Here is a 25,181-nt window from a genome sequence, read left to right as displayed (position 1 = left end):
AATTATGAAAATATTACATGTAATTTCTTCTCTTGAAGTAGGGGGAGCACAGCGCTTACTTTCAGATTTACTCCCATTAGTTGCAAAAGAAAATTTAGTTTCGCTACTTGTCTTTAAAAATACAGATACAATATTTGAACAATATATTAAAGAAAAAGGAATTATTATTAATTCTTTGAATGTTAATTGTATATATAATCCGTGGATTTTTGTTCGTCTGTTTTTTATTGTTAGAAAATTCGATATAATACATATTCATCTTTTTCCTTCTTTATATTGGGGAGCTTTAGTTCAAAAATTTACACGATGTCGGTTTTTTTATACAGAGCATTCGACCAGTAATAAAAGAAGAAATAAAAAATATTTAAGATTTATAGAGCAAAAAGTATATAGATCATATGATAAAATAATTTCTATAAGTAATCAAACGGAAATAAATCTACTTCAATGGTTACATCTTAATAAAATATCTAAATTTATTGTTGTTGAAAATGGGGTTGATTTACAGAAATTTAGAAAATCATATGAGTCTATATTACCAAAAACTAACATTAATTTACTTATGATTTCTAGGTTTACAAAAGCTAAAGATCATTTTACTATAATTTCTGCAATGGAGCTTTTACGTGATGATGTACATTTATATTTAGTTGGAGATGGAGAGACTCGTAATGTTAATGAATCGTTAGTAAAAGAAATGCATTTGGAGTCTAGAGTTCATTTTTTAGGAAAGAGAAATGATATTCCTCAATTAATTTCTTCTTGCTTAATAGGTATACAATCATCTCATTGGGAAGGCTTTGGTTTAACTGCAGTTGAGTTTATGGCTGCAGGGAAGCCTATTGTTGCTTCTGATGTAGAAGGATTGAGACAAGTTGTTGAAAATGCGGGCTTGTTATTTAAACATGGTGATAGATATGATTTTGTTTATAAAATTAATTTATTATTAAATAGTGAGGATTATTATCATAAAATATCATGTAAGTGCTTTCAACGTTCTAAGCTATATGATATAAATATTACAGCTATGAAATATAATATGTTATACTCTAATAAATAATACTCCTTTATGTATAACCTTTTCATCGTAGTTAACGTTGATTGGTTTTTTCTCTCTCATCGCAAAGATATTGCACTAACTGCTCAAAAGTCTGGTTACAATGTCACTATCGTAACCAAGGATACCGGAAAAAAGAAAGATATTGAGGCACTTGGCCTGAAGGTGATCGATTTACCGATGAATCGTTCGGGACAAAACCTGTTAGAGGAACTGCATACTTGTTGGTTCCTTTACCATCTTTATCGTTGTGAGAATCCGGATATTGTGCATCATGTCGGTTTGAAAACGATTCTTTGGGGCACTTTGGCTGCGAAATTAGCTAATGTCCACGGGATCGTTAATGCCGTTAGCGGTTTAGGTATATTCTTTTCAGAGGGAAACCGGTCTATTATTTCGAAATTACTTCCTAAAGTACTTCGTTTTTCTCATCACCGTAATAATGTCGCTGTCATTTTTCAAAATGATGAAGACAAGTCATTGTTTTTAAAACATCAGATCATAAAGGAATCTCAAGCTTATAAAATTAAGGGATCCGGGGTTGACTTGAACCAGTATAATTATACTCCTGAACCGGAGGAGGGGAAGATCAAAGTTCTGTTAACAGCTCGTATGATTGTAGAGAAAGGTATCTTTATCTTGATAGATTCTGCTATAAAACTTAGGGAGCAATACCAGGGTAAGGTTCAGTTCTTATTGTGTGGCGGACTTGATGACAATCCCATGGCAATACAAGAAAGTGAATTACAAGAGGTATGTGACGGGGAGTATATCAAGTGGTTAGGTTATCGGACGGATGTTTTGGATTTGTTAAAGGGCTGCCATATTGTCGCTTTCCCTTCTTACTATAAGGAGGGACTGCCTAAATCCTTGATTGAGGCAACCGCTATAGGACGGCCTATTATAACTACTAATTCGATAGGATGTAAAGAGACTGTAATTGATGGCTATAATGGATATCTGATTCCCATAAAAGACAGTGATATGTTGGCTTCCCGATTAAGTTTTTTGTTTGAAAATAAAGATGTAAGACAGAGTATGGGACGTAATTCCCGAAAGCTGGCTGAGAAGGACTTTTCTATTGATGACGTAATAAAGAAACATTTGGATATTTATAGAACATTAGTTACTGGAACTTTATGAAATTATTGGTAACCGGTGCTGCCGGATTTATAGGTTCGCATGTTTGTAAGCGTCTTTTGCAACGTGGGGATGAAGTTGTGGGCTTGGATAATATCAATTCGTATTATGATATTAATTTAAAGTATGGACGCCTTTCGAGCTTAGGTGTTTCTCAATCTGAACTGTCATGGTATAAGTTCACACGGAGTAATGTTTATCCTCGATTTAGTTTTGTGCGGATGAACCTCGAGGATAGGCAGGCTATGCAAATGCTGTTTGCTAATGGGAATTTTGATGTAGTAATCAATTTGGCCGCACAAGCGGGAGTGCGCTACTCCATTGAGAATCCATATGCTTATGTTGAAAGCAATATAGACGGTTTTCTGAATGTTCTCGAGGGTTGTCGTCACAGTCAGGTGAAACATTTGGTTTATGCCAGTTCCAGTAGTGTATATGGTTTGAATGGACAGGTTCCTTTTTCAGAGAAAGATGGCATCGCCCATCCGGTGAGTCTGTATGCCGCAACCAAGAAGTCCAATGAACTTATGGCACATACTTATAGCCATTTATATAATATACCTTCTACGGGTCTTCGTTTCTTCACGGTATATGGTCCTTGGGGTAGACCGGATATGTCTCCTTTTCTATTTGCGGATGCTATCTTGCATGGTCGCCCCATCAAGGTCTTTAACAATGGCAACATGCTTCGTGATTTTACATATATAGATGACATTGTGGAAGGTGTCTTGAGAGTGGCTGATTCTATTCCGGAAGGGAATCAGTGCTGGGATGCTGAGGTTGCGGATCCAAGCATGTCCTGTGCTCCCTATAAGATTTATAATATTGGTAATTCCCATCCTGTAAAATTGATGGATTTTATACGTGCTATAGAAATGTCAATCGGGAGGGAAGCTGACAAGATCTATCTTCCGATGCAGCCCGGAGATGTGTATCAGACCTATGCGGATACTTCTTCTCTTTCGCGGGAAATTGGTTTTCAACCCAATACGTCCTTGGAGACGGGCGTTAAGGAAACAATAAGTTGGTATAAAGAATTTTATAATCTATAATTATGAAGATTGCTATAGTTGGTACAGGTTACGTCGGTTTGGTTACAGGTACCTGTTTCTCTGAGATGGGAGTAGACGTCACATGCGTTGATGTGATGGAATCTAAAATTGATAATCTTAAAAAAGGCATAATTCCGATCTATGAGCCGGGACTTGAAGACATGGTGCACCGCAATTACAATGCGGGGCGTTTGAAGTTCACTACTTCCTTAGCTTCATGTTTGGATGATGTTGAGGTTGTGTTTAGTGCAGTTGGTACTCCTCCTGATGAAGATGGCAGTGCGGATTTAAAGTATGTGCTTGAAGTTGCCCGTACGATTGGTAAAACGATGAACCATTATGTACTGGTGGTAACGAAGAGCACAGTTCCTGTCGGCACAGCGCAACAGGTGAAAGCTACGATTCGGGGTGAATTGGATAAACGCGGTTTGAATCTTGAATTTGATGTGGCCTCCAATCCTGAATTTCTGAAAGAGGGAGATGCCGTTGATGACTTCATGAAGCCGGATCGGGTAGTTGTGGGAGTCGAGTCTGAGAGAGCCAAATCTATCATGGAGCGTTTGTATAAACCGTTCATGATGAATAATTATCGTTTGCTCTTTACTGATATCCCCTCTGCCGAGATGATAAAATATGCGGCAAACTCTATGTTGGCCACTCGTATTAGTTTTATGAACGATATTGCGAATCTTTGTGAGCTGGTTGGTGCAAATGTAAATATGGTCCGTAAGGGGATCGGTGCTGATTCTCGAATAGGTAGTAAGTTTCTATATCCGGGTTGTGGATATGGTGGCTCTTGTTTTCCTAAGGATGTAAAAGCCCTGATAAAAACGGCCGATAAGAATGGGTATTCCATGCGTGTGCTCAAGGCTGTTGAAGAAGTGAATGATTCTCAGAAAAGTATTCTTTTTAATAAATTGATCAGATATTTTGATGGAAATCTTTCGGGAAAGCGTATTGCGTTGTGGGGGCTGTCTTTTAAACCGGAAACGGATGACATGCGCGAGGCTCCTGCTCTGGTTCTAATAGATAAGATATTGTCTTGTGGCAGTCTTGTTAAAGCTTATGATCCTATTGCTGTTGAAGAATGTAAACGGCGGATAGGGGACAGCATAGAGTATGCCAGTGATATGTATGATGCGGTTCTTGATGCGGATGCCTTGTTACTGGTTACAGAGTGGAAAGAGTTTCGTATGCCTAGCTGGGGTGTATTGAAAAAGACGATGAATCGTGCTTTGATTATCGATGGTAGGAATATTTATGATAAGAAAGAACTGCATGATATGGGTTTTGAATATACGTGTATTGGACAGTAATGATGAATATATTAGTAACAGGGATTCATGGCTTTGTGGGTTCTAACTTGGTTGAAGCTTTAAAAGAGAATTGTATCTTTTATGGGCTTGATATTGTTTCTCCTGCTAAAGAGGGAGTCGTAACTACTTTTTCTTGGCTAGATATCGAACCCACATCTTTTCCTTTTCAAACTCTTCCCCAATTCGATGCCATTATTCATCTTGCCGGAAAGGCCCATGATACGAAAAACCAATCAGCTGCTCAGTCCTATTTTGATATCAATACCGGTCTGACTCAAAAGATATTCGATTTCTTTTTGGAGTCTTCTGCCAAGAAATTCATTTTCTTTAGTTCGGTGAAAGCTGCTGCCGATAGTGTAGTAGGAGACGTGCTTACTGAAGACGTGATTCCGACTCCGGTTGGTCCTTATGGGGAGAGCAAGATAAAGGCGGAAGAGTATATAAAAGAGCATTTTATGTTTCCAACTGCTTCTATTGATGAGGATCAGTCTTTGCGGTTGGGGAAAGATAAGGGGAGGACGGCTATGAATAAACAGGTATATATCCTTCGTCCCTGTATGATTCATGGTCCTGGAAACAAGGGAAATTTAAATTTATTATATAACGTAGTGAAGAAGGGAATCCCTTGGCCTCTCGGTGATTTTGATAATCGTCGTTCGTTTACTTCAATCAATAACCTTTGTTATGTGATTGAGGGGCTTTTGAATCAGGATGTGCCTACGGGCATCTACCATATAGGAGATGATGAAGCTCTGTCAACGAATGAACTGATTGGCATCATGTGTGAAGCAATAGGAAAACAGCCGCATATCTGGAAGATGAACAAAGGGCTTATGGAAGGATGTGCCGGCTTGGGTACTCTGCTGCATTTACCTTTGAATACGGAAAGACTTCGTAAATTGACGGAAAATTATGTGGTAAGCAACGCTAAGATCAAAGCCGCTCTCGGGATTGATAAATTACCTGTAACGGCTAAAGAAGGATTGATGAAGACCATTCGTTCATTTGAAGAAACTAAATAACTTATGTACTATCTAATCATCTTAGTTCTGCTATTCCTGGCAGAACTTTTTTATTTCCGTATTGCGGATAAGTGTAACATTATCGATAAGCCTAACGAACGTAGTTCACATACCCGGATTACACTGCGTGGGGGAGGGATCATCTTTTATTTTGGGGCGTTGGTCTATTTTCTCACAAACCACTTTGAATATCCATGGTTTATGCTGGCTTTGAGTCTGATAACTTTTATCAGTTTTATAGATGACATTCGTTCTACTTCGCAAGGATTGCGTTTAGTCTTTCATTTTACGGCAATGGCTTTGATGTTTTATCAATGGGGATTGTTTAGCTTGCCTTGGTGGACAATCCTTGTTGCCCTGATCATTTGTACTGGGATTATTAATGCTTACAACTTTATGGATGGCATTAATGGCATAACAGGCGGATACTCATTGATCATTCTGATAGCATTGGCCTATATAAATAGGGTATATGTTCCATTTGTTGAAACGGACTTTATTTATACCATGCTTTGCGCAGTATTGGTTTTTAGTTTTTTTAATTTTCGCAAGCAAGCGAGATGCTTCGCCGGTGATGTTGGGGCGGTCAGTATAGCTTTTGTGATCCTTTTTCTGATCGGAAGTTTAATTATCAAAACAGAGAATTTTAGTTGGCTCGTATTACTTGCTGTATATGGAGTAGATAGTGTGTTGACTATCATTCATCGATTGATGCTTCACGAAAATATTGGTCTGCCGCACCGGAAACACTTATATCAGATTATGGCTAATGAATTGAGAATACCGCACGTAACGGTATCGTTGGTGTATATGATTGCGCAATTTGTAATTATCATCGGGTATTTATATTGCCGGGATTATGGTTATTGGTATTTATTGGGTTGTATCATCTTGCTGAGTGGAATATATATTGTTTTTATGAGCAAATATTTTCACTTGCATCTTTTACCTAAAAGATAATTATTATATTTATGATAATCTTGGTTATGGTTGTTATTAATCCTTTCATAGTTGGAGGATATGTCTGATAATCCCTTCTATAAGCTATAACTTACTTTTCCGGTTTCTATAAACTGTTTTAATAAGGATGCAATTAATGCATCCTTATTTTTTTACTTCGTCTATGGTGTCTTTTATACACGATATATCCCGAAACGAGAATCAACGTTAGCAGAAGTCCGGAGATAAAAACGAATAGATCCGAGAAAACACCTAAGAAAGGTGAATAGCAGCGACCGACATGGAGTTCTAAGCAGAAATTCCATAATGACATGGGTTGCTGTTGCATAAAAACAGGCATTGCCGGCAATGCTAAATTATTCTCTTTATTGCGTGCTCCGTTGTCGTATTCGAAGATTACCTCCCGTGTGATTAAATCGTTGGTGAATCCGTTAACGAGACTGCCGCCGAGCGGTTTCCCGTAAGTTGCTGCCGGGGGGTGGCCTGTATAATAATCGAGAACACTTCCTGTAGATGGATTCCAGACAAACAGTCCGCTGAAAGAGCCGATTAACCATTCGTCCGGGTTTTTCGGATAAAACACATTAACTCCCATAGGACTTACCGGTGGGGTTCGTTTTAATTTAACCGGTGGCAGTGTAAAGTCGTTTATAAGATAGAAACCGGTTGACGAAGACAATAACCAGACATTTTTTGATGCGTCCCATCGGATACTGCGGAGTTTGTCATGCCACGGATTGTCTGAATCAAGAGTTGTTCCGGGGATGGGGTTCGTGTTCACCAGAACAAAAGGTATCATTAAAGGCGGTCGGAGACACATACCCGTAACAGATAACAATATGGTCAGTACGATCAGCCATGTACCCAATTTATTGTGCCAGTTCAGTGAAGTTTTCAAGGCCTTTGCCTGTGTTTTGACAGGGAGCCTTTTTCTGTGTCTTCGGCGAATGAATGAAGGAAGAAAAGTATATATGATTCCCGTTATACTGAGAATGATTAATACTACTCCCAGAAAATCAACTACCAGTTTGCCGGGTGTACCGAACAACTCTCCGCTATGGAGGAGCCAGATGGTACGGAATAAGGAGGTTTTCGGTGAATAATTTTCGGGGGCTTTTAATTCTATTTTTCTGAATTGATGGTAAGGAGACACACTGGCATACAGATTAGAACGTGTGAGCACGACCAGCGTATCTCCGTGTTGGGTTATATCAGAGATTCGTTCTTCATTTCCGGATATCGGATACTCCTGCCATTTGTTTTTGTCCAGGAGATAGACAGAGTATAATCCGGCACACCAAATATCGTTATTGGCAAGGCGGATGATATTACTTATTTTGCGATTGTCGATTCCCCGAACCAGACCTTGGTTGAAATCGGTAAAGGTGATGAAACAGGAGTCTGTTTGCCAGACTCCTGCATTACCATATGCTAGAATTTTCCCATCAGGAAGGCGTAATGTTCCTTTTATAATTCCATTATTCCAGTTTCTGTAGTGATAGCTTTCCGGCATCCAGTTTCTGTTGACTTCAACTTTTGAGAAAATTGTACGGTGATTGAGTACAATGCCTGAGAAACAGAACATCAGGATAAAGAAGCTAAAGAACAAACCTACCCATTTATGGTATTTCTTCCAGAAATTTTTCATTAGAGATTGTTACTTAGTTTAAATTGGTACTGCCATTCGGCTGAATGGCGTATTCAAAGGAATAAATGCCACTATTGCCTTCGTCATCATAAAAACTTTTGGCTTTTAGTTTTGCATATTTCCCACTGGCTGTGCGGACGATAAATACATAATCACTTGGCGTGTAAGTGGGAGGGGGGCCGGCAAAAGTGATTGCTTTACAAAGTACTTCGTTGGCAGTAGACTCCATGGTAGGAGGAGGAAATCCGGTGCCGGGAGCGGTAATGGTATAGGATGCATCGACAGTGAATGTTCCTTGAGGAACTGTCGTACAGGCTGCCATATCTTTGATATTCGTGAGTAAAGCACCGCCTTTTCCCTTACCGGACGCGCCGCTGTTGGTACGCACATTGTAACGGTTGAATGCGATATCCCAATCTGTATTTTCGGCATGGGTTTCTTCACTGACGTTTACTTCTTTTCCTTTTTCAAGTGAATAATAAATCCAGTCGTTCCCATATGCTGTTTTTCGGCTCAGGCTTACCTGTTTTACTGGTAAAGCATCTCCCCCCTGTGAGGGATCGTCGGGCAGAGAACCGTTATTGTCACCTGAGCAGGAGGTGCTGATAAATGCTGATAGTACGCCAAATAATAGAATGGCGAATCTGAATTTGCTTTTGTTGTTCATACTTGTTTTAGTTTAATTTATTTATAGTGTATAATTACATGCGATAAAATAATTTCTTCCCGGTGAGGTAGAGGTATTGAAGGTTACCCGGTCTGAGGTATAATCGAACAGGTTGGTTATTCCTGCCGTGATTCTCAGGTTCTGCATGATGTATTGTGACACCGTCAGATCCCAAAGACAATAGGGGTTCACCTTAGCCTGATAGTAGGCTTCTACTTTCTTTCCCTCTATTTCGAGTTCGTCCAATACGTCGAATCTCTTTTTTCCCATGATATTGCCGGACAGATTGACAACTGTGGCATAACGGGGGATACGTGTATTGTATTCGGCACGGATGTTGCCGGAATGTGGACTGGAAGAACTTAACCGGACTCCGTCAGCGTCTTTGCTTGTGTAGAGGTAATTGTAAGCTCCGTGTACATTGATGTGTCTGTTTATCTGTACCTTGCACATGGTTTCAACTCCTGCCAGATGACTTTTCCCCACATTGGTATAATGGAGTTCGGTTTGGTCATTACTCCACATTCCTTCTATTTTGTTTCGGAACCAGTTACTGTAGATGTTGGCATTGATATTGATCCAACTATTCACGTACTCTCCTGAAAGTGATATATAATTGTTGGTTTCAGGTTTCAGTTTACTGTTGCCATATATCCAGAACATCCCCAGGTGATCCCAGTTCATATAGAGTTCTTTAATGCTGGGTGAACGGTATCCGCGTGCATAATTGAAGCGGACTGTGAATGGGAATACTTTATACATGACAGAAGCTTTGGGAGTGACGTTGGCACCATATTTTTCATGATAGTCACATCGCAGTCCCGCCACAACGGAGAATTGCTTGTTGATACTCCAATCGTCCTGGAGGAAAGCGGTAGCATACCATTGGCTTTTGTTCTCTTTTACACCGGTTTCGAATTTATCACTGAACAATGACTCTCTGTAAAATTCCAAACCGCCCGTGATGGTCTGTTTGTCCAATGCAGTGGTAGTGTAAACGACGCGTGGCTGAATAATATTGTTTTTATATTCAAGGCGGCGCCCGCTTTTCAATTCGTATTTATCATAACGATTGTAATGGTCGGTATGAATAGAAGCAACCAGAGCCGATTTATCGGAAATCGTATAGTCTATTGTGCCCCCATAAGTATAGTCTTCTGATTTTTCGAAAATGTTATCTGCTTGAAAATCATACTTGTTTAGCATATAATAGCTTCCCTTTAACTGGACCTTCAGTCGTTTACTGAAACGATAATCCATTTTATGGGTTACTTGCACGTCTTCGTATCCCGATATGCTGGTGGGAGTTGTGTTGAGTTCTTCGGTAATTGTGGTGTTATAGGCCGGGAAGAATTTTACCAACGGCTTTTTGTCATATAATTGATATCCGTCGAAACTTTTATAAAGTATATCGGTGTTCATCGTGAATTTTCCTAAGTTTAATCCAAGGGATAAATTGGTGTTCAGATTGGGTTTATCTAAATGGGTCCGGTACTTGTATTGTGAATGGTCCTTGGGGGTATCTTTATAATTTTGCTGGTTTCTTCCCGCATAACGTATCCCTGCGGAGGCTTCAAACTTCTTTTGGGCTTTACGGGTAATGATATTGATGACTCCACCCATAGCTTGTGAGCCGTAAAGGGCAGAAGAGGCCCCTTTGACTATTTCGATATGGTCGATGTTATAAAGATTGATTCGTGAATAGTCAATGTTGCCACCGTTTTCTCCTGCTATGCGTTCACCGTCTATCAGGAAAAGGATATGTTTGGAGCCCAAGCCCTGTATGTCGATACTGGTTCCATAACCGACTTCCTGAAAATTGAGTCCGGGTACTTCCTGGGTCAAGAGATCCTGGATGTTACCGGTTCCCCTTTCTTCTATTTGTTTTGCGGTGATTACCTGAGTGATAACCGGTGTATTTTTTATTTTTTTTTCAGTTCGGGTGGCTGTAACCACAATTTGTTCAAGGTTGAAAGGATCATCATTCATATAAGAAACTGTGTCCTTTTCTTGCCGTACATTCTGTGCTGCTAAAGGGAGTGCACCTATAAAAGTCAGTAGTAATGCAAATTTTGTTCTTATCATAATCTTTGTTTTTGGATCAGCAAAGATATAGGGTACTTAAAGAGTGTGAAATACCTAAAAATAGGTAAAAGACAGATGACGATTAATACTAATTCCATCGAAATAATCAGTTCTGCTTCCGGATGGCTTTTCTCACCTCGCATATCGGAGGGATTCTGCCGCTTCTCTTAAAGAATTTGCAGGAGATGGTGTAAGGAGTGGAATAAAAATCGTATTTTTGCAACCAACTTTTTTAAAATAACCGGTTATGAATACCATTCAGATAAAAGATAAACTATTCACTGTTTCTATCAAGGAACAAGAGATTCAAAAAGAAGTGATTCGCGTGGCGAATGAAATTAATCGTGACCTGGCAGGTAAGAACCCTTTGTTCCTCAGTGTGTTGAATGGTTCGTTCATGTTTACTGCCGATTTGCTGAAACATATAACGATTCCCTGCGAAATTTCATTTGTAAAGTTAGCCTCTTATCAGGGAGTATCGTCTACCGGTACTATTAAAGAAGTGATCGGTATCAATGAAGATATAGCGGGACGTACTGTTGTTATCGTAGAAGATATTGTAGATACGGGACTGACTATGCAGCGTTTGCTGGAAACACTGGGAACGCGCGGGCCACAGGAAATCCACATTGCTTCGTTGCTGGTAAAGCCGGATAAGCTTAAGGTGGATCTGAATATTGAATATGTCGCAATGAATATTCCCAATGATTTCATTGTAGGATACGGACTCGATTACGACGGTTTCGGGCGTAATTATCCGGATATTTATACAGTTATAGACTAACATAAAATAAATAATAGGTATACCAGTAATGGTAAAATGTAGAATTATAAATTAACAAGATGCTGAACATTGTAATTTTCGGTGCTCCCGGTTCAGGAAAGGGAACACAAAGCGAACGTATTGTAGAGAAATACGGAATTAACCACATTTCAACAGGAGATGTATTGCGTGCAGAAATTAAAAACGGCACAGAGCTGGGTAAAACAGCTAAAGGCTACATTGATCAGGGACAGTTGATTCCGGATGAATTGATGGTAGACATTCTGGCAAGCGTATTCGATAGCTTTAAGGATAGTAAAGGGGTTATTTTTGATGGTTTCCCAAGAACTATTCCGCAAGCTGAGGCGTTGAAAGTGATGTTGAAAGAACGTGGACAGGATATCTCTGTGATGCTGGATCTGGATGTTCCGGAAGAAGAGTTGATGACTCGTCTGATTAAGCGTGGTCAGGAATCAGGTCGGGCTGATGATAATGAAGAGACTATCAAAAAGCGTCTGGTTGTATATAATACACAGACTTCACCGTTGAAAGAATATTATAAAGGCGAAGGCAAATACCAGCATATCAATGGTCTTGGAACCATGGAAGGTATCTTCGAAGATATTTGTAAAGCGGTAGATACATTATAATTATATATGTGCCGATGTGCTCATTAAGATGATAGCATGGATTATGGGTATGTCGGCACATGATCACATTGAAAATTTATTGATTATGGCTGAATCGAATTTTGTTGATTACGTAAAGATATACTGCCGCTCGGGTAAGGGTGGAAGAGGCTCTACGCACATGAGGCGAGAAAAATATACTCCTAACGGTGGTCCCGATGGAGGAGATGGTGGTAGAGGAGGCCATGTTATCCTGCGTGGTAACCGGAACTACTGGACATTGCTTCACCTGAGGTATGACCGTCATGCTATGGCCGGTCATGGAGAATCGGGGAGCAAGAACCGCAGTTTTGGTAAAGACGGCGCAGATAAGATTATTGAAGTCCCCTGTGGTACGGTAGTTTACAATGCCGAAACGGGAGAATATGTATGTGATGTTACGGAACATGGACAGGAAGTCATTCTCCTGAAGGGTGGCCGAGGCGGATTGGGAAACTGGCATTTCAAGACAGCTACCCGTCAGGCTCCCCGTTTTGCCCAGCCGGGTGAACCGATGCAAGAAATGACAGTGATCCTTGAATTGAAGCTGTTGGCAGATGTAGGTCTGGTTGGTTTTCCGAATGCCGGAAAGTCTACGTTATTGTCGGCTATTTCTGCGGCAAAACCCAAAATAGCTGATTATCCGTTTACTACTTTGGAGCCTAACCTGGGTATTGTGTCTTACCGTGACGGACAGTCGTTCGTGATGGCAGATATTCCGGGAATTATCGAGGGAGCCAGTGAGGGTAAAGGGCTTGGATTACGATTCTTACGTCACATTGAACGTAACTCTTTATTACTGTTTATGATACCGGCAGATAGTGACGATATCCGTAAAGATTATGAAGTGCTGCTAAACGAGCTGAAAACGTTTAATCCGGAAATGCTGGATAAGCAACGGGTACTCGCAGTCACCAAAAGTGATATGCTCGATCAGGAGTTGATGGATGAAATAGAGCCGACATTGCCTGAGGGAATCCCTCATGTGTTCATTTCGTCCGTATCTGGTCTGGGTATCTCAGTATTGAAGGATATTCTGTGGACGGAACTGAATAAAGAGAGCAATAAAATAGAGGCTATTGTGCATCGTCCGAAGGATGTCAGCAGACTGCAACAGGAACTCAAAGACATGGGAGAGGATGAAGAACTCGACTATGAGTATGAGGACGATAGTGATGAAGATGATCTGGATTACGAATACGAAGAAGAAGATTGGGAAGATAAATGATTTCACTCACCGACGATAAGAAAATGTTGGGGTATGGGCTGTTGGGCGCATACCCCAACATTTCTCATTTTGTGACGACCCGACATGGAGGTTATAGTGAGGGAGCGTATGCTTCTTTTAATTGTTCTCCTTACTCGGGGGATGAATTTGAAAAAGTAAAAAAGAATCAGCTTTTATTGTTTCAATCGTTACCGCAAGTACCGAAACATCTGATCCTCCCTTTCCAGACGCATGGAACAAAAGTGCTTCTGATTAATAAGGATTTTCTGGAGACTTCTATAGAATGTCAACAGGAAATGCTGGACGGGATAGATGCATTGATTACCAATGAACCGGGGTGTTGTATCGGTATTTCAACGGCAGATTGTATTCCGGTACTGCTATATGATAAAGTACATGGGGGGGTAGCAGCCGTACATGCCGGATGGCGGGGAACTGTGGGGTATATCGTGGGACACACGCTTGAGAAAATGCGGGCGGCATTTGGTACGGAGGGACGGGATGTGATTGCATGTATCGGCCCGGGTATTTCTATTCAATCATTCGAAGTAGGGGACGAAGTTTATGAAGCTTTTCGTTTGAATGGTTTTGATATGTCGCGTATCTCTTTCCGACATTCGGTTACCCATAAGTACCATATTGACTTATGGGAGGCAAACCGGCAGCAACTATTAGACTTTGGTGTGCCGGGAGTTCAGATTGAAGTAGCGGATATCTGTACTTACATCCATTATGAAGATTTCTTTTCAGCGAGAAGATTAGGCATAAAGTCCGGACGTATTCTATCGGGTATTATGATAAACTGCTGATGGACAAAATTTTGATTTATTATGTATACCATTACTATATCGGAAGAGTTAAAAGAAGCATGTCCTGTTTTTGCAGGAGCTGCTGTATATGCTGAAGTGAAAAACACTTCTTATTGTGAAGGACTTTGGGAGGAGATTCAATCTTTTACAGAAAAGCTCACTACAACAACCCAGTTGGAAGATATTAAAAAACAACCAGTGATAGCTGCCACACGTGAGGCTTACAAACGGTGTGGAAAAGACCCCGGAAGATATCGCCCATCGGCCGAAGCATTACGTCGCAGGCTGATGCGGGGAATTACCTTGTATCAGATTGATACTCTGGTCGATTTGATCAATCTGGTTTCTCTTCGGACCGGGCATTCGATAGGTGGTTTTGATGCGGATAAGATAGCGGGCACCAATCTGGAGCTGGGGATAGGCAAAAAAGAAGAGCCTTTCGAAGGTATTGGCCGTGGAGTACTGAACATAGAGGGACTTCCGGTATACCGCGATGCCGTGGGAGGAATAGGAACACCTACCAGTGATAATGAGCGGACAAAGATGGATCTGGAAACGACTCATATATTAGCCATCGTTAATGGTTATAATGGGAAGGAAGGATTGCAGGAGGCTGCCGGGATGATACAGACTTTATTGCGAAGATATGCAGGATCGGACGGAGGAACGATTACCTATTTTGAATAACAAGCGTCCATGAAGAACATACACACTTTTTTGATTTTATCTCTGTTTTCGTTGTGTACGAGTGCACAACGCAGTGCACAAACCAAATTCTCGGATATGGAAGTTAATCATGTCCGGGTGGCTACACCGGGACTTTTTGCTAAAGAGAATTGCATCATGCTCAATCTGAATTCCCTGTCTCGGAATTACTCTTTTCCTTTGCCGGGAGGTAAAGTCATTTCCGGTTATGGAACCCGTGGCGGACATAGTGGGGATGATATAAAAACTTGTGCCCGTGATACGATTCGCGCTGCTTTTGACGGAGTGGTACGTATGGCAAAACCTTATGGTGCATACGGCAATGTGATTGTGATTCGCCATCCCAATGGGTTGGAAACGGTGTACAGTCATAATGTGAAGAATCTGGTAAAAAGCGGAGATGCTGTGAAAGCGGGAAAAGCTATTGCCCTGACCGGACGTACCGGGCGGGCTACTACGGAACATCTGCATTTCGAAACGCGGATTAACGGGCAACATTTTAATCCCGGTCTTATTTTTGATATGGATAAACGCACTTTGCGCCAGGATTATCTGCAATGTACGAAGAAGGGGAAAGGGATTATTGTGAAAGCTTTGAAAAGCGAAAAAGTTCCCCCTAAGTATAAAACTCTTTCGCCTTTCCTTTATGAACTGCCCGGTATTAAAAAACCGGAATGGAATATACCAGGCCTAGCGAAATCCGCTGTGTATTCGGGTCTATAGCTTCTAAACGGCGGGCAGCTTTCAGGAGTTCGTTCCGTTTGTACTGATAATGGAGGAAGATCAATAGTTCGCTGTTTCGCATCGGATAGTATTCTACGCAGGCTTGCCCGCACCAGGTACGACGATAGGTGCCTTTCTCAAAGATTCCGTTTGTTTTATAAATCTTACCGGTTTCGTAGATACCTTTCAAGTATACATTCCAATTGGGATGGAGACGGTAGTCCACATTGGCAATGGTAGTGAAGTATTCGGTATATTGGGCCGTTTGTGGATTTTCCAGGTCAGTGTGGGGTAAGGCACTGATAATGCCTTTGTTGTCGATCCCCTGTCGGGAGTACATCAAATCTACATAAGCGATCCATGGCCCTTTTTCATAGACGTTTCCGGCAGTGAGATACAGGATGTTTCTTCCTTTGGCCTGCTGTCCCCATGAAGCGGCATATCTTAACTGGATGGCTTTATCCAGATAGTAACTGTTCCAGTTGATAGTTGAGATCAGGGGAACTTTGGTAGCTTCTACATTTGCCGGTAGCCCGTGGAGATAGGTATCTTCATCCCCACCATTACGGTTGTTTACTATCTGGAAGTTCAATTCCTGAGTAGGGGTTACATTCCAGGTGGCAGATACACCTGCCAGAAAGCAGTTGACATAATTATTAAATTCACTGAACTCACGCACTTTAATCGGATTGACATAGTATTCGTAGCCACCCAGCATGAGGAACTGTTTTCCGGCGGTGATGGAAAAGCGGTCGGAGAGATGATAGGTCAGATAAGCATACTCTACGGAAGAAGACAGGTTGTCCAGTACAAAGGGATTGCTGTATTTATTAAAAGATTGACGGAAATGGTAAGAGAACTTTTGGTTGATATTTCCTACAATTTCTAATTTGAACCGATTAAGTTTGAAAGCGACCTCCTCTAATTCATTCTCGGTAAAAGAAGCAGCACATGAGGTGTAGAGTTGCAGGTTCATGTGAGCGGAGAATCCTTTGTTTTCTTTTCCGGTGATGCGTTGGACTACAGAAGAAATAGAGTCGTTTGGGGAAATAATGGGTTGCTGTTGGGCCGTAATAGTGCCCATGGTAAACAAGGTTACCAAAAGGAAGACGTGTCTTTTCATATTTGTGAAATCTCTTTGGGTTAATAAAAGTGATGCAAAAATAATAAAAAACGTCTTCCTTTTCGTCTTTTCAAGGTAAAACTGTCTGTTTCTCCTTAAAGTTCCTGTTCTGTTAGTCTACAAATTTCAGGCAAACAGGTTTGTCTACTTTTATATCTTTCTTGATATCGGTCAATAGTCCGGTAGTCTGGTTCCTTTCAAATATCTGAATGGTATTGGTGTCGCGGCACGCTACCAGCAAATATTTGCCGTTGGGGGTAATGATGAAGTTACGCGGATGGATTCCCGTTAACTGATAACCTATCTTGGTCAGGGTACCATTGGTCTTGTCGACTTTGAAGATGGCAATTCCGTCTGCTTTCAGGCGGTTGCTGGCATAGAGATATTTTCCGTCCGGACTGATGTGGATATCGCCACTGCCTTGCGCATTTACAGTATCGGCTGCAATGGTTTGAATTTCATCTAGCATTCCGTCGGTATACCGGAAAGCTATTACCGTCCCTCCTATTTCGTTAATAAGGTAAGCAAACTTGCTGTCCGGACTGAATATCAGATGTCGGGGACCGGAACCCGGAGCAACCTTAAAAGCTTCCGGATTACCCTTTGTCAGGAGTTTCTCTTTGTTATCGGCATTGGCATTCGGATTGAGATTGAATTTATGTATCTGATCGGTACCTAAGTCATCGGCGAGTAAATATTTGCCATCCGGAGTGATACGTACGCAGTGCAGATGAGGCATTGTCTGTCGTTCTTTATCCGGTCCGGAACCTTTAAATTCGATTACATCGGAGGCGGGTAGCAGAGAACCGTCTTTTCCGATGGGAAAGACAGTGATACTCCCTCCGCTATAGTTGGCAGTGATAACATTCTTTCCGTTGGTGATCAGGTAGCACGGATCGGCCCCCATTGTTTTCTGAGTATTCAATAAGCGAAGCGTTCCTTTGGTTTTATCGAAAGCAAAGGCGCTCACAGATGCCTGGTCTTTGCTAAATTCATTGACGGAATAAACGAATTTTCCGTCGTCCGACGGAACGAGGTATGATGGGTTAGCAACTTCTGCATCACTGAGTGGTACCGATTCTCCGGTTTCTTCGTTGAACCGGAAAGTGTAAATGCCTTTACTGTCGCCGGAAGTATATGTTCCTACCAGCATAGTCAGTTCGTTGTCAGTTGTTGTTGGATCTGCCGGCTGTGCGGTTGTCTTCTTTGGAGAACAACTGGCTACAAGCATGCCGACTGCACAGATACTAATGATTTTTTCGACCATAATAAATAGATGTTATTTTGAGGGTTTGTTGGTTACCTTCGTTATATTCTGAAAACACAAAGTTAGTATAATCTCCTGTGTTTCTTTCCGGAATGAATAAAATATCTAAAATCCATCCTCTTTTTCTTTCTTTATGATGAATATTCCCTATCTTTGCAGCCACATAAGTGGTTACCACTTCCTCATCTCAAAAGGGGTTGACTGGTTTTGACAGCGGGCAGAAATGGTGGGTAAGCATGCAGTGCGTCGGTGATTTGCACTTTAATCTCAGTTATCAAAATTTTATCTGGCGAAACTAATTACGCTCTTGCTGCTTAATCGAATCATAGTAGATTAGCTTAATCCAGACACCAGGTGCCAGGACGAGACATCACTCGGAAGCTGTTGCTCCGAAGCATTCCGGTTCAGTGGTGCAGTTACATCGGGGATAGTCAGAAGTGGCCTCGCGCTTCGGATGAAAATTTAGAGGATAAGGCAGGAATTGATGGCTTTGGTTCTGCTCCTGCACGAAAAACTTAGGCAAAGATAAGCATGTAGAAAGCTTATGATTTCCTCGTTTGGACGAGGGTTCGAATCCCTCCAGCTCCACTTTATGACAGAAACGTCCCTCTGAACCGGTAAGTTCAGGGGGATTTTTTGTTAAGAATATCCGGATTGTCCGGGTTATTTGTTACGTTCTCAACGTAAGTCGTTGATAGGTAGCTGCCTATCGGCATTTAAACTGCTGTTATTTGTCCGGGTACTTTATTTTGTCTTTTAAAATAAACACTCTACATTTGACTTCTGAGCAATTCGTCATAGAGAGTCGACAAGTGAGAAACGGTCTAATCCCAAGTATGGTTAAAGAAATTATTGTCTGCTCATATTTATTGTTTATTCATATTCCGGTAAATGCCCTTGCCAATCTATCTTTTTCTTAATAAAAACCATATTGGGGAAACAAACTGAATATTGTCTCGTTATAATGTAGATCAGATTGATTTTTCATGTGAGTCGCCTTTCTTGATGTCCTGTTGCTCACCGATAAACGATGTGAACATCTCATTACTATTGTTTTGTTAGTATCCTCTACGACAACAGGGATGGATTTAAGGCGTTCAGGAGCGCCACAAATCCGGTCACCTACTCACGTGATGTGCAGAAGGTAGTGTTTTTCTTTCCCCCATGACTACCTTACTATAGGGTTCCCACTTTTAATAAAACTACTCCATTTTAATTATAACAAACAAAAAGAATGAAATATATTTTATACTTCATGATGATGATATATGGTTCGTTATGCCATGCCATCGTTTGCAAACACATTGTAGAAATAAGTGAAACGAATACTCGTAAAGTGCATCAGATACGGAGAGATGCCTTGGGATATATGTGGTTTATGAGCCATACCGGAATAAGCCGGTTTGATGGAACGAAGCTGAAACACTATAAGTTGTCTGCCGAAGGACAGACTGTGGATTATTATATGGGCTGTTGCCGGCTGCTTACGGACAAAGAGAATGGGTTATGGGCGGTTACCCGAAACGGAGATTTATGGACGTATAATCCGTCATTGGATAAGTTTGAGTGCAGAAACCATCTGCCGAACCAGGATAAGGCGTCAGTGCGCTTTCTTTGTGCAGATAGTAAGGGGCATATCTGGTTTTCCGCCGGAAACCGGTTGATTGCTTATCGAGGAATCACTAATACTTTCTATCGGGTGAATCACAATCTGAAAAAGATTTCCGGTATGGTAGAAGTAGCTCCGGGAGAGTATTTCGTGGGCTCGGATGAAGGATTGTTTGAGATAACCATGAAGGGTTATTCCATAGAAAAACAATCCAGCGAACTGTCCGGGAAGAGATGTCGCCGGATACATGAAATGCTTTTTCATCCGTATAGCGGCAGACTGATTATCGCAGACTATTCGGAAGGGTTAATGGTGTGGGACACGAAGTCGGAGCGGATGATTTATACATGGGACAGGCCTGTGAACAGCCGGATTAGTAGTTTGCGAACATTGGACGACCGGAATGTCTTAGTAGCAACGGACGGTGAGGGATTATATCGCATGGACATTATTAACCCGGAAATCAGGTCTTTTGTACATACCGATTTTGAGAATGGTAATTCAATTCGTACGAACCGGATTGTCGATTTGTTTGTGGATGATCAGAAACATATCTGGGTGGCGGATTATCCGGAAGGCGTATCAATGATTGATATGGATTCTCCGGATGATTATAAGTGGTATAGGTTTCAGGCAGGAAATACGCATTCATTGGCGAACAACCGGATAAATGCGGTATTACATGATTCGGACGGGGATGTCTGGTTTGCGACGGATCGTGGTATCAGTTGTTTTCACCCGTCGACAGGCAGATGGGAACGGATTGTTACAGATCTTCCTTGCCAGATGTATACTGCACTTAGCGAAACAGGTCCCGGAGAGATATGTGCCGGAAACTATGTACACGGCTTGTACATCATCCGTAAGAAGAATAATAATCAGGTTGTTCCGTATGCCCGCATTTCCGGGGTCAATGCACTTTGCCGTAAGGATAAAGATCGGTTGTGGATTGGGACGGATGAAGGTTTGTTTCTCTATTGTCCCAATGATAATGGTGTTGTAGAAGTGAAATCCTTGTCCGGTCTGCACATTCATGCCTTGTATCAGTCCGATAGCAATTGCCTGTATATTGGAACCGAAGGAAACGGTTTGCTGGTCTACCGTCCGGAGCAATCCCGGCTGGATACTGTGAAAAATTCAGGAGTTACTAATGTGTACGCTGTTTGGGAGGATGACAAGAAGCGGCTGATAGGAAGCAGTGACCAGTTTGCCTTTTCATTTGATCCTGTACAGCATTCGTTTCGGCGGTTTCCCAATAAAGGACTCCGGATTACGTCGGGAGCTTTTATTGGAGACGGCAGGCAGATACTGGGTACATACCAGGGAGCAATTGATTATGACAAACAAGAGCCTCGTTCGTTACACAAGACCTGCCTGGGATTTTATCTGGACGGGCTTCGGGTGCTGGATAAGGATATGACCGTAGAAACAGAAAATACTCCGTTAGAAAAAGCACTGAATTATACAGCTACCTTACAGTTGGATCATGATGAAAACACTTTTTCGTTTACGGCTACTGCCGTCCGCTACGATGAAATACAGGATATAGCTTACAGCTGGAAACTGGATAATACGGACTGGAGTAATCCGTCGCCGGAGAATAGAATTCGTTTTTCGAACCTTGCTCCGGGTGAATATGTCTTCTCCGTACGGGCAATATCCATTGGCAACGGACGTCCGTTTGCACAGAGGAATATGAATATCGTGATTCGTAAACCGCTCTGGAAGACAAATGGCGCTTTTCTTTGTTATGGAGTTTTGGCTATTACGCTGGGGTCTTTAGCTGTTCGTTCGTGGTTCATCTGGCAAGACAGGAATCTTTCAAGAGAAAAGATACAATTATTTATGAATACTACCCGTAACCTCTGCATGCCGCTTACGTTGATAAAGGTTCCGTTGGAGTATCTTTATGAAAAATCGTCTTCCGAACTTGTCAATAACGTATTGCAACAGATTAAGGGTGTAAACAATCTGCTGGCCGACCTGGAAAGCATCAGCCGTATTTCGGCTTCTCCCGGGTGCCTGTCTCTTGCCGATCATGAGTTATCCATGTTTCTCAAAGAGACGGTGAACCGGTTCAGTGATTACGCAAACGAAAAATGTATTACGCTTCGTTGGGTGGACGAACCGGCTTTTGTCACTGTGTGTCTGGATAAGGAGAAGATGGCTGCAATCCTCCGGAACCTTTTGATGGCTTTTACCGACAGTATAGACCGGGGCGGGGAAATACTTCTGAGTACATCGTGCAACACTCAAAACTGGGAGTTGAGGCTGGAGTCTGGAGATAACGGACTTCTTAAAAAAAAATTCTAAATTATAAGGGACTGGTTTCGGGAGGCTCTGCCGAGACCATGAGTTGGTTATTTATACGCAAATTAATCTGTTTGCATAAAGGCAAAATCAAATTTACTTATAAAGAAGAGCATAAACTGGTTCTTATCTTAGTCTTTCCTGTTGCCATCCGGCAATCGGAGAAATCTTCCGACCTTTCCGATCTGCTTTCCGTACCTGAATTTCCGATCAAGGACAGCGAACTGTTACCGGCTAACGAAACGTTGCCGGCAATGGAAACTCCACTCCCGAAACATCGGGAGAAGAGACGCAACGGACGTTCTTTGGTATTGGTCGAAACCCATAAAGAATTACGTAATTATCTTGTGCGAATCCTGATGCCGGATTACGAAGTTGTATCGGTTTGCGATGCGGAAACGGCCTTTACGACTATATGTGAACGGCATCCCGATGCTGTTCTGGCCTCTTCAGCCCTTGTCGGAATTTCGGGGGAAGAACTTGCTGTCCGGATTAAATCGGATGACAGGGTAGCACATGTACCTGTGATATTGCTCGTGAAACCGGGCGAAGACAGCAAGGAGACCCAACGGAACGCCGATCTTTATGTGACAATGCCTTTTGCCATTTCGTTCTTAAAAGCAGAGATTGAAAGTCTGATTACTAACCGGGAGATTATCCGCAAGAGGTATATCCGTTTGACATTAGGGGTTGATGCTCCGGATGATGTCGAAGCCGATGTGCCGTTGTCGGATAGTGATCAGGAATTTATCAGTCTGGTGAGAAGCCTGATTGAAGAGAGACTCACCGATTCCAGGTTTACGATTGACGAACTGAGTGATTGTGTGAATATGAGCCGTTCGAGCTTTTACAATAGGATTAAGGAGATAACCGGCCATGCACCCGCAGACTATGTTCGTAGTGTACGCCTTAACAAGGCGCTGATCTTGCTGATGAGTAGGAAATATACTGTAGCCGAGGTTGCCGACATGACGGGATTCAGTGATCCGAAATATTTCAGGATCGTGTTTAAGAAACGTTTCGGAGATTCACCGACAAAGTATATAAGCAATTTGTAAGTTAACGGGAAACCGGCCGGGGGAGTGCCTTGCCGGTCTTCATTTTATTAACTAATCCTGTCAGTGGGATTGAAAGAATAACTCTTATCTTTGCTTCTCAAAATGTGAACTGCGATGTAGAATTATTGCAGAAATGGGCGAACGTAAGATTATACATATTGATATGGATGCTTTCTATGCTTCCGTGGAGCAGAGAGACCATCCGGAATTGCGTGGTAAACCGCTTGCTGTCGGGCATGCCGAGGAGCGGGGAGTAGTGGCGGCGGCAAGCTATGAAGCGCGTCGGTACGGAGTGCGTTCGGCTATGTCGTCACAGAAGGCAAAGCGCTTATGTCCGCAACTGATTTTCGTTCCCGGACGGATGGACATATATAAATCGGTTTCCCGCCGGGTACACGAGATCTTTCATGAATACACCGATTTGATTGAACCCCTTTCGTTGGACGAGGCATTCCTGGATGTGACAGAGAATAAACAGGGAATTTTACTGGCGGTAGATATAGCCAGGGCTATCAAGCAGCGCATCCGTGAAGAGTTGAACCTGGTAGCATCGGCGGGTGTATCTTATAATAAATTCCTGGCAAAGATTGCTTCGGATTTTCGCAAGCCCGACGGACTCTGTACCATCCATCCCGATCAGGCGCTCGATTTCATTGCCCGTCTGCCCATCGAGTCATTTTGGGGAGTAGGACCGGTGACTGCCCGGAAGATGCATTTGCTGGGTATTCACAATGGCCTTCAGCTACGTGGCTGTTCGTCGGAAATGTTGGTACGGCAGTTTGGTAAAGTAGGACTGCTCTATTACGATTTTGCACGAGGAATCGATCTCCGTCCCGTAGAAGCGGTATGGATACGTAAATCAATCGGTTGCGAACATACGTTGGAGAAAGATATTCATGTGAAATCGGCTGTGATTATAGAACTTTATCACGTAGCTACGGAACTTGTGGAACGGTTGCAACGGAAGGACTTCCGGGGAAAGACGCTGACGCTGAAAATCAAATTTCATGACTTTAGCCAGATCACACGGAGCATGACGCAGGCTCAGGAACTGACGAGCCTTGAAAGAATTCTGCCTCTTGCCAAACAGTTGCTGAAAGAGGTGGAGTATGAGCAACATCCCATTCGGTTGATAGGGCTTTCGGTGTCGAATCCGAGAGAGGAGACAGATGAGCATCGGGGAGTGTGGGAACAATTGAGTTTTGAGTTCAGTGACTGGGGAAAATAGTTAAAGATCGGGATGCGGGGATGAAATAGTCGGGTGATTGTATCTGTTTAGTATTATTTTTCTTATCTTTGGGAAGTGATACGGCATTGAGAACTAATAAATTATAAAAGATCATGAACCTGAGCAGATGTCCAATTCTCTTGTTGCTACTATTTGCGTTGTTCTGTAGTTGCCACGATGAAGACAGGGAGGATATACCTCCGACCGACGAACGAACCGCGAACTTCATTGTGAAATATAACGACGGATCCGGAATACATCCGGATTATAATGCTAAAGTATATATTTATTATGGAATATATTCGATGGATATTGCAGGTTTCCGCTATCTTCCGGATGGAGTTCTGGAATATCGCGGACAGGAAATAGTTCCTGATATAGAATTGTCTGCTGATGGGAAAGAAGATGTATCACTGTTATTAAATAACACGGAGAAGGTAACGGTCGTGGTTGAGAGTTCCTTTTATGAAGGGAAAATAGGAATAACAAGTTACTCTCCGGGGGATATGCCCATAAAGGGTACATTTATATTTTGGGGATAGTATGGTGGCTCGGGACAGCCGCCTGAATGTCTGTCCTCGTTTTATGATATATAAGAAAGGGGAGAAGCCGAAACTTCTCCCCTTCTGTATAGAGGCTCTGTTTGCTATGAACAGAGCCTTTGTTTGGTACGGATAGAGCCTCTGTTCTGCTTCTGCAGAGTCTCTATTTCCGGCAAGTGCTTACTTCATTCGTTTTCGGAG

21 protein-coding genes and 1 other RNA gene are annotated in these 25,181 nt (G+C 42.1%); 17 read left to right on the top strand and 5 right to left on the bottom strand.

From position 1 onward, the window contains the following. Positions 1 to 4 precede the first annotated feature (4 nt). Genes ISX59_RS04990 through ISX59_RS04965 form a run of 6 tightly spaced genes read left to right on the top strand, consistent with a single transcriptional unit; the run spans position 5 to position 6,547 of the window. Positions 5 to 1,060, top strand: a complete 1,056-nt coding sequence (locus ISX59_RS04990) for a glycosyltransferase (RefSeq protein ID WP_137570011.1) — start codon at positions 5 to 7, stop codon at positions 1,058 to 1,060. A 9-nt stretch (positions 1,061 to 1,069) separates the two neighbouring features. After that, positions 1,070 to 2,200, top strand: coding sequence for a glycosyltransferase family 4 protein (locus ISX59_RS04985; RefSeq protein WP_032540896.1), 1,131 nt, complete (start codon positions 1,070 to 1,072; stop codon positions 2,198 to 2,200). After that, the gene (locus tag ISX59_RS04980) at positions 2,197 to 3,249 is read left to right on the top strand and encodes an NAD-dependent epimerase (protein WP_032540894.1); all 1,053 of its coding nucleotides are present in this window, start codon (positions 2,197 to 2,199) and stop codon (positions 3,247 to 3,249) included. Before ISX59_RS04985 ends, ISX59_RS04980 begins: the two co-directional genes overlap by 4 nt. 2 nt (positions 3,250 to 3,251) lie before the next feature. Beyond that, positions 3,252 to 4,565: a UDP-glucose/GDP-mannose dehydrogenase family protein gene (locus ISX59_RS04975; protein WP_032540893.1), complete on the top strand. Its 1,314-nt coding sequence runs from the start codon at positions 3,252 to 3,254 to the stop codon at positions 4,563 to 4,565. 2 nt (positions 4,566 to 4,567) lie between these two features. Then, entirely contained in the window at positions 4,568 to 5,587 is a 1,020-nt protein-coding gene (locus ISX59_RS04970) for an NAD-dependent epimerase/dehydratase family protein (RefSeq protein ID WP_032540900.1), read from the top strand. A 3-nt stretch (positions 5,588 to 5,590) separates the two neighbouring features. Further along, complete coding sequence (locus ISX59_RS04965; protein WP_032540892.1) at positions 5,591 to 6,547, top strand: glycosyltransferase family 4 protein; 957 nt, start codon at positions 5,591 to 5,593, stop codon at positions 6,545 to 6,547. 133 nt (positions 6,548 to 6,680) lie between these two features. Here the strand turns inward: ISX59_RS04965 and ISX59_RS04960 are convergent, their stop codons facing one another. The 3 genes from ISX59_RS04960 to ISX59_RS04950 are packed head-to-tail and all read right to left on the bottom strand — an operon-like array spanning position 6,681 to position 10,947. After that, positions 6,681 to 8,195, bottom strand: a complete 1,515-nt coding sequence (locus ISX59_RS04960) for a PepSY-associated TM helix domain-containing protein (protein ID WP_032540891.1) — start codon at positions 8,193 to 8,195, stop codon at positions 6,681 to 6,683. A gap of 13 nt (positions 8,196 to 8,208) precedes the next feature. Continuing rightward, positions 8,209 to 8,862 (bottom strand): HmuY family protein, encoded by a 654-nt coding sequence (locus ISX59_RS04955; RefSeq protein ID WP_032540890.1) that lies wholly within the window; start codon positions 8,860 to 8,862, stop codon positions 8,209 to 8,211. Positions 8,863 to 8,883: 21 nt separating this feature from the next. Beyond that, the gene (locus ISX59_RS04950) at positions 8,884 to 10,947 is read right to left on the bottom strand and encodes a TonB-dependent siderophore receptor (protein ID WP_032540889.1); all 2,064 of its coding nucleotides are present in this window, start codon (positions 10,945 to 10,947) and stop codon (positions 8,884 to 8,886) included. A gap of 247 nt (positions 10,948 to 11,194) precedes the next feature. On the opposite strand from ISX59_RS04950, the gene hpt reads away from it, so the two are divergent. The 6 genes from hpt to ISX59_RS04920 all read left to right on the top strand — a co-directional run bounded on the left by hpt (position 11,195) and on the right by ISX59_RS04920 (position 15,843). After that, a complete protein-coding gene (gene hpt, locus ISX59_RS04945) occupies positions 11,195 to 11,731 on the top strand; it encodes a hypoxanthine phosphoribosyltransferase (protein ID WP_005809904.1) in 537 nt (178 codons plus the stop codon). Between the two features lie 59 nt (positions 11,732 to 11,790). After that, entirely contained in the window at positions 11,791 to 12,360 is a 570-nt protein-coding gene (locus ISX59_RS04940; protein ID WP_005809902.1) for an adenylate kinase, read from the top strand. 85 nt (positions 12,361 to 12,445) lie between these two features. Then, the gene (obgE, locus tag ISX59_RS04935; RefSeq protein WP_032529872.1) at positions 12,446 to 13,606 is read left to right on the top strand and encodes a GTPase ObgE; all 1,161 of its coding nucleotides are present in this window, start codon (positions 12,446 to 12,448) and stop codon (positions 13,604 to 13,606) included. Continuing rightward, positions 13,603 to 14,415 carry a peptidoglycan editing factor PgeF gene (pgeF, locus tag ISX59_RS04930; RefSeq protein WP_032540888.1) on the top strand — a complete coding sequence of 271 codons (813 nt, stop codon included), beginning with the start codon at positions 13,603 to 13,605 and terminating at the stop codon, positions 14,413 to 14,415. The genes obgE and pgeF overlap by 4 nt, the downstream gene beginning before the upstream one ends. A 21-nt stretch (positions 14,416 to 14,436) precedes the next feature. Further along, entirely contained in the window at positions 14,437 to 15,102 is a 666-nt protein-coding gene (locus tag ISX59_RS04925) for a B3/4 domain-containing protein (RefSeq protein ID WP_032540887.1), read from the top strand. A gap of 9 nt (positions 15,103 to 15,111) precedes the next feature. Beyond that, positions 15,112 to 15,843: a M23 family metallopeptidase gene (locus ISX59_RS04920; RefSeq protein WP_220575713.1), complete on the top strand. Its 732-nt coding sequence runs from the start codon at positions 15,112 to 15,114 to the stop codon at positions 15,841 to 15,843. On the opposite strand, the gene ISX59_RS04915 is transcribed toward ISX59_RS04920, so the two are convergent. Next, complete coding sequence (locus tag ISX59_RS04915; protein ID WP_005809893.1) at positions 15,782 to 16,966, bottom strand: OprO/OprP family phosphate-selective porin; 1,185 nt, start codon at positions 16,964 to 16,966, stop codon at positions 15,782 to 15,784. The genes ISX59_RS04920 and ISX59_RS04915 overlap by 62 nt on opposite strands. A gap of 112 nt (positions 16,967 to 17,078) precedes the next feature. Continuing rightward, positions 17,079 to 18,233, bottom strand: coding sequence for a lactonase family protein (locus tag ISX59_RS04910; protein ID WP_032540886.1), 1,155 nt, complete (start codon positions 18,231 to 18,233; stop codon positions 17,079 to 17,081). Between the two features lie 193 nt (positions 18,234 to 18,426). Between ISX59_RS04910 and ssrA the strand changes: the two genes are divergently transcribed. The 5 genes from ssrA to ISX59_RS04885 all read left to right on the top strand — a co-directional run bounded on the left by ssrA (position 18,427) and on the right by ISX59_RS04885 (position 24,980). Then, positions 18,427 to 18,824: a transfer-messenger RNA gene (gene ssrA / locus ISX59_RS04905) on the top strand. A 643-nt stretch (positions 18,825 to 19,467) separates the two neighbouring features. After that, complete coding sequence (locus ISX59_RS04900; RefSeq protein ID WP_220575712.1) at positions 19,468 to 22,155, top strand: two-component regulator propeller domain-containing protein; 2,688 nt, start codon at positions 19,468 to 19,470, stop codon at positions 22,153 to 22,155. A gap of 38 nt (positions 22,156 to 22,193) precedes the next feature. Then, positions 22,194 to 23,210 carry an AraC family transcriptional regulator gene (locus ISX59_RS04895; protein WP_220575711.1) on the top strand — a complete coding sequence of 339 codons (1,017 nt, stop codon included), beginning with the start codon at positions 22,194 to 22,196 and terminating at the stop codon, positions 23,208 to 23,210. Between the two features lie 133 nt (positions 23,211 to 23,343). Further along, complete coding sequence (dinB, locus tag ISX59_RS04890; protein WP_005775870.1) at positions 23,344 to 24,438, top strand: DNA polymerase IV; 1,095 nt, start codon at positions 23,344 to 23,346, stop codon at positions 24,436 to 24,438. Between the two features lie 113 nt (positions 24,439 to 24,551). Next, positions 24,552 to 24,980: a hypothetical protein gene (locus ISX59_RS04885; protein WP_188520614.1), complete on the top strand. Its 429-nt coding sequence runs from the start codon at positions 24,552 to 24,554 to the stop codon at positions 24,978 to 24,980. Positions 24,981 to 25,181 lie beyond the last annotated feature (201 nt).

It is taken from the genome of Bacteroides sp. FSHCM14E1, assembly GCF_019633785.1.
Classification (GTDB): Bacteria; Bacteroidota; Bacteroidia; order Bacteroidales; family Bacteroidaceae; genus Bacteroides; species Bacteroides hominis.
This window is presented reverse-complemented; position numbering and strand designations above follow the sequence as displayed.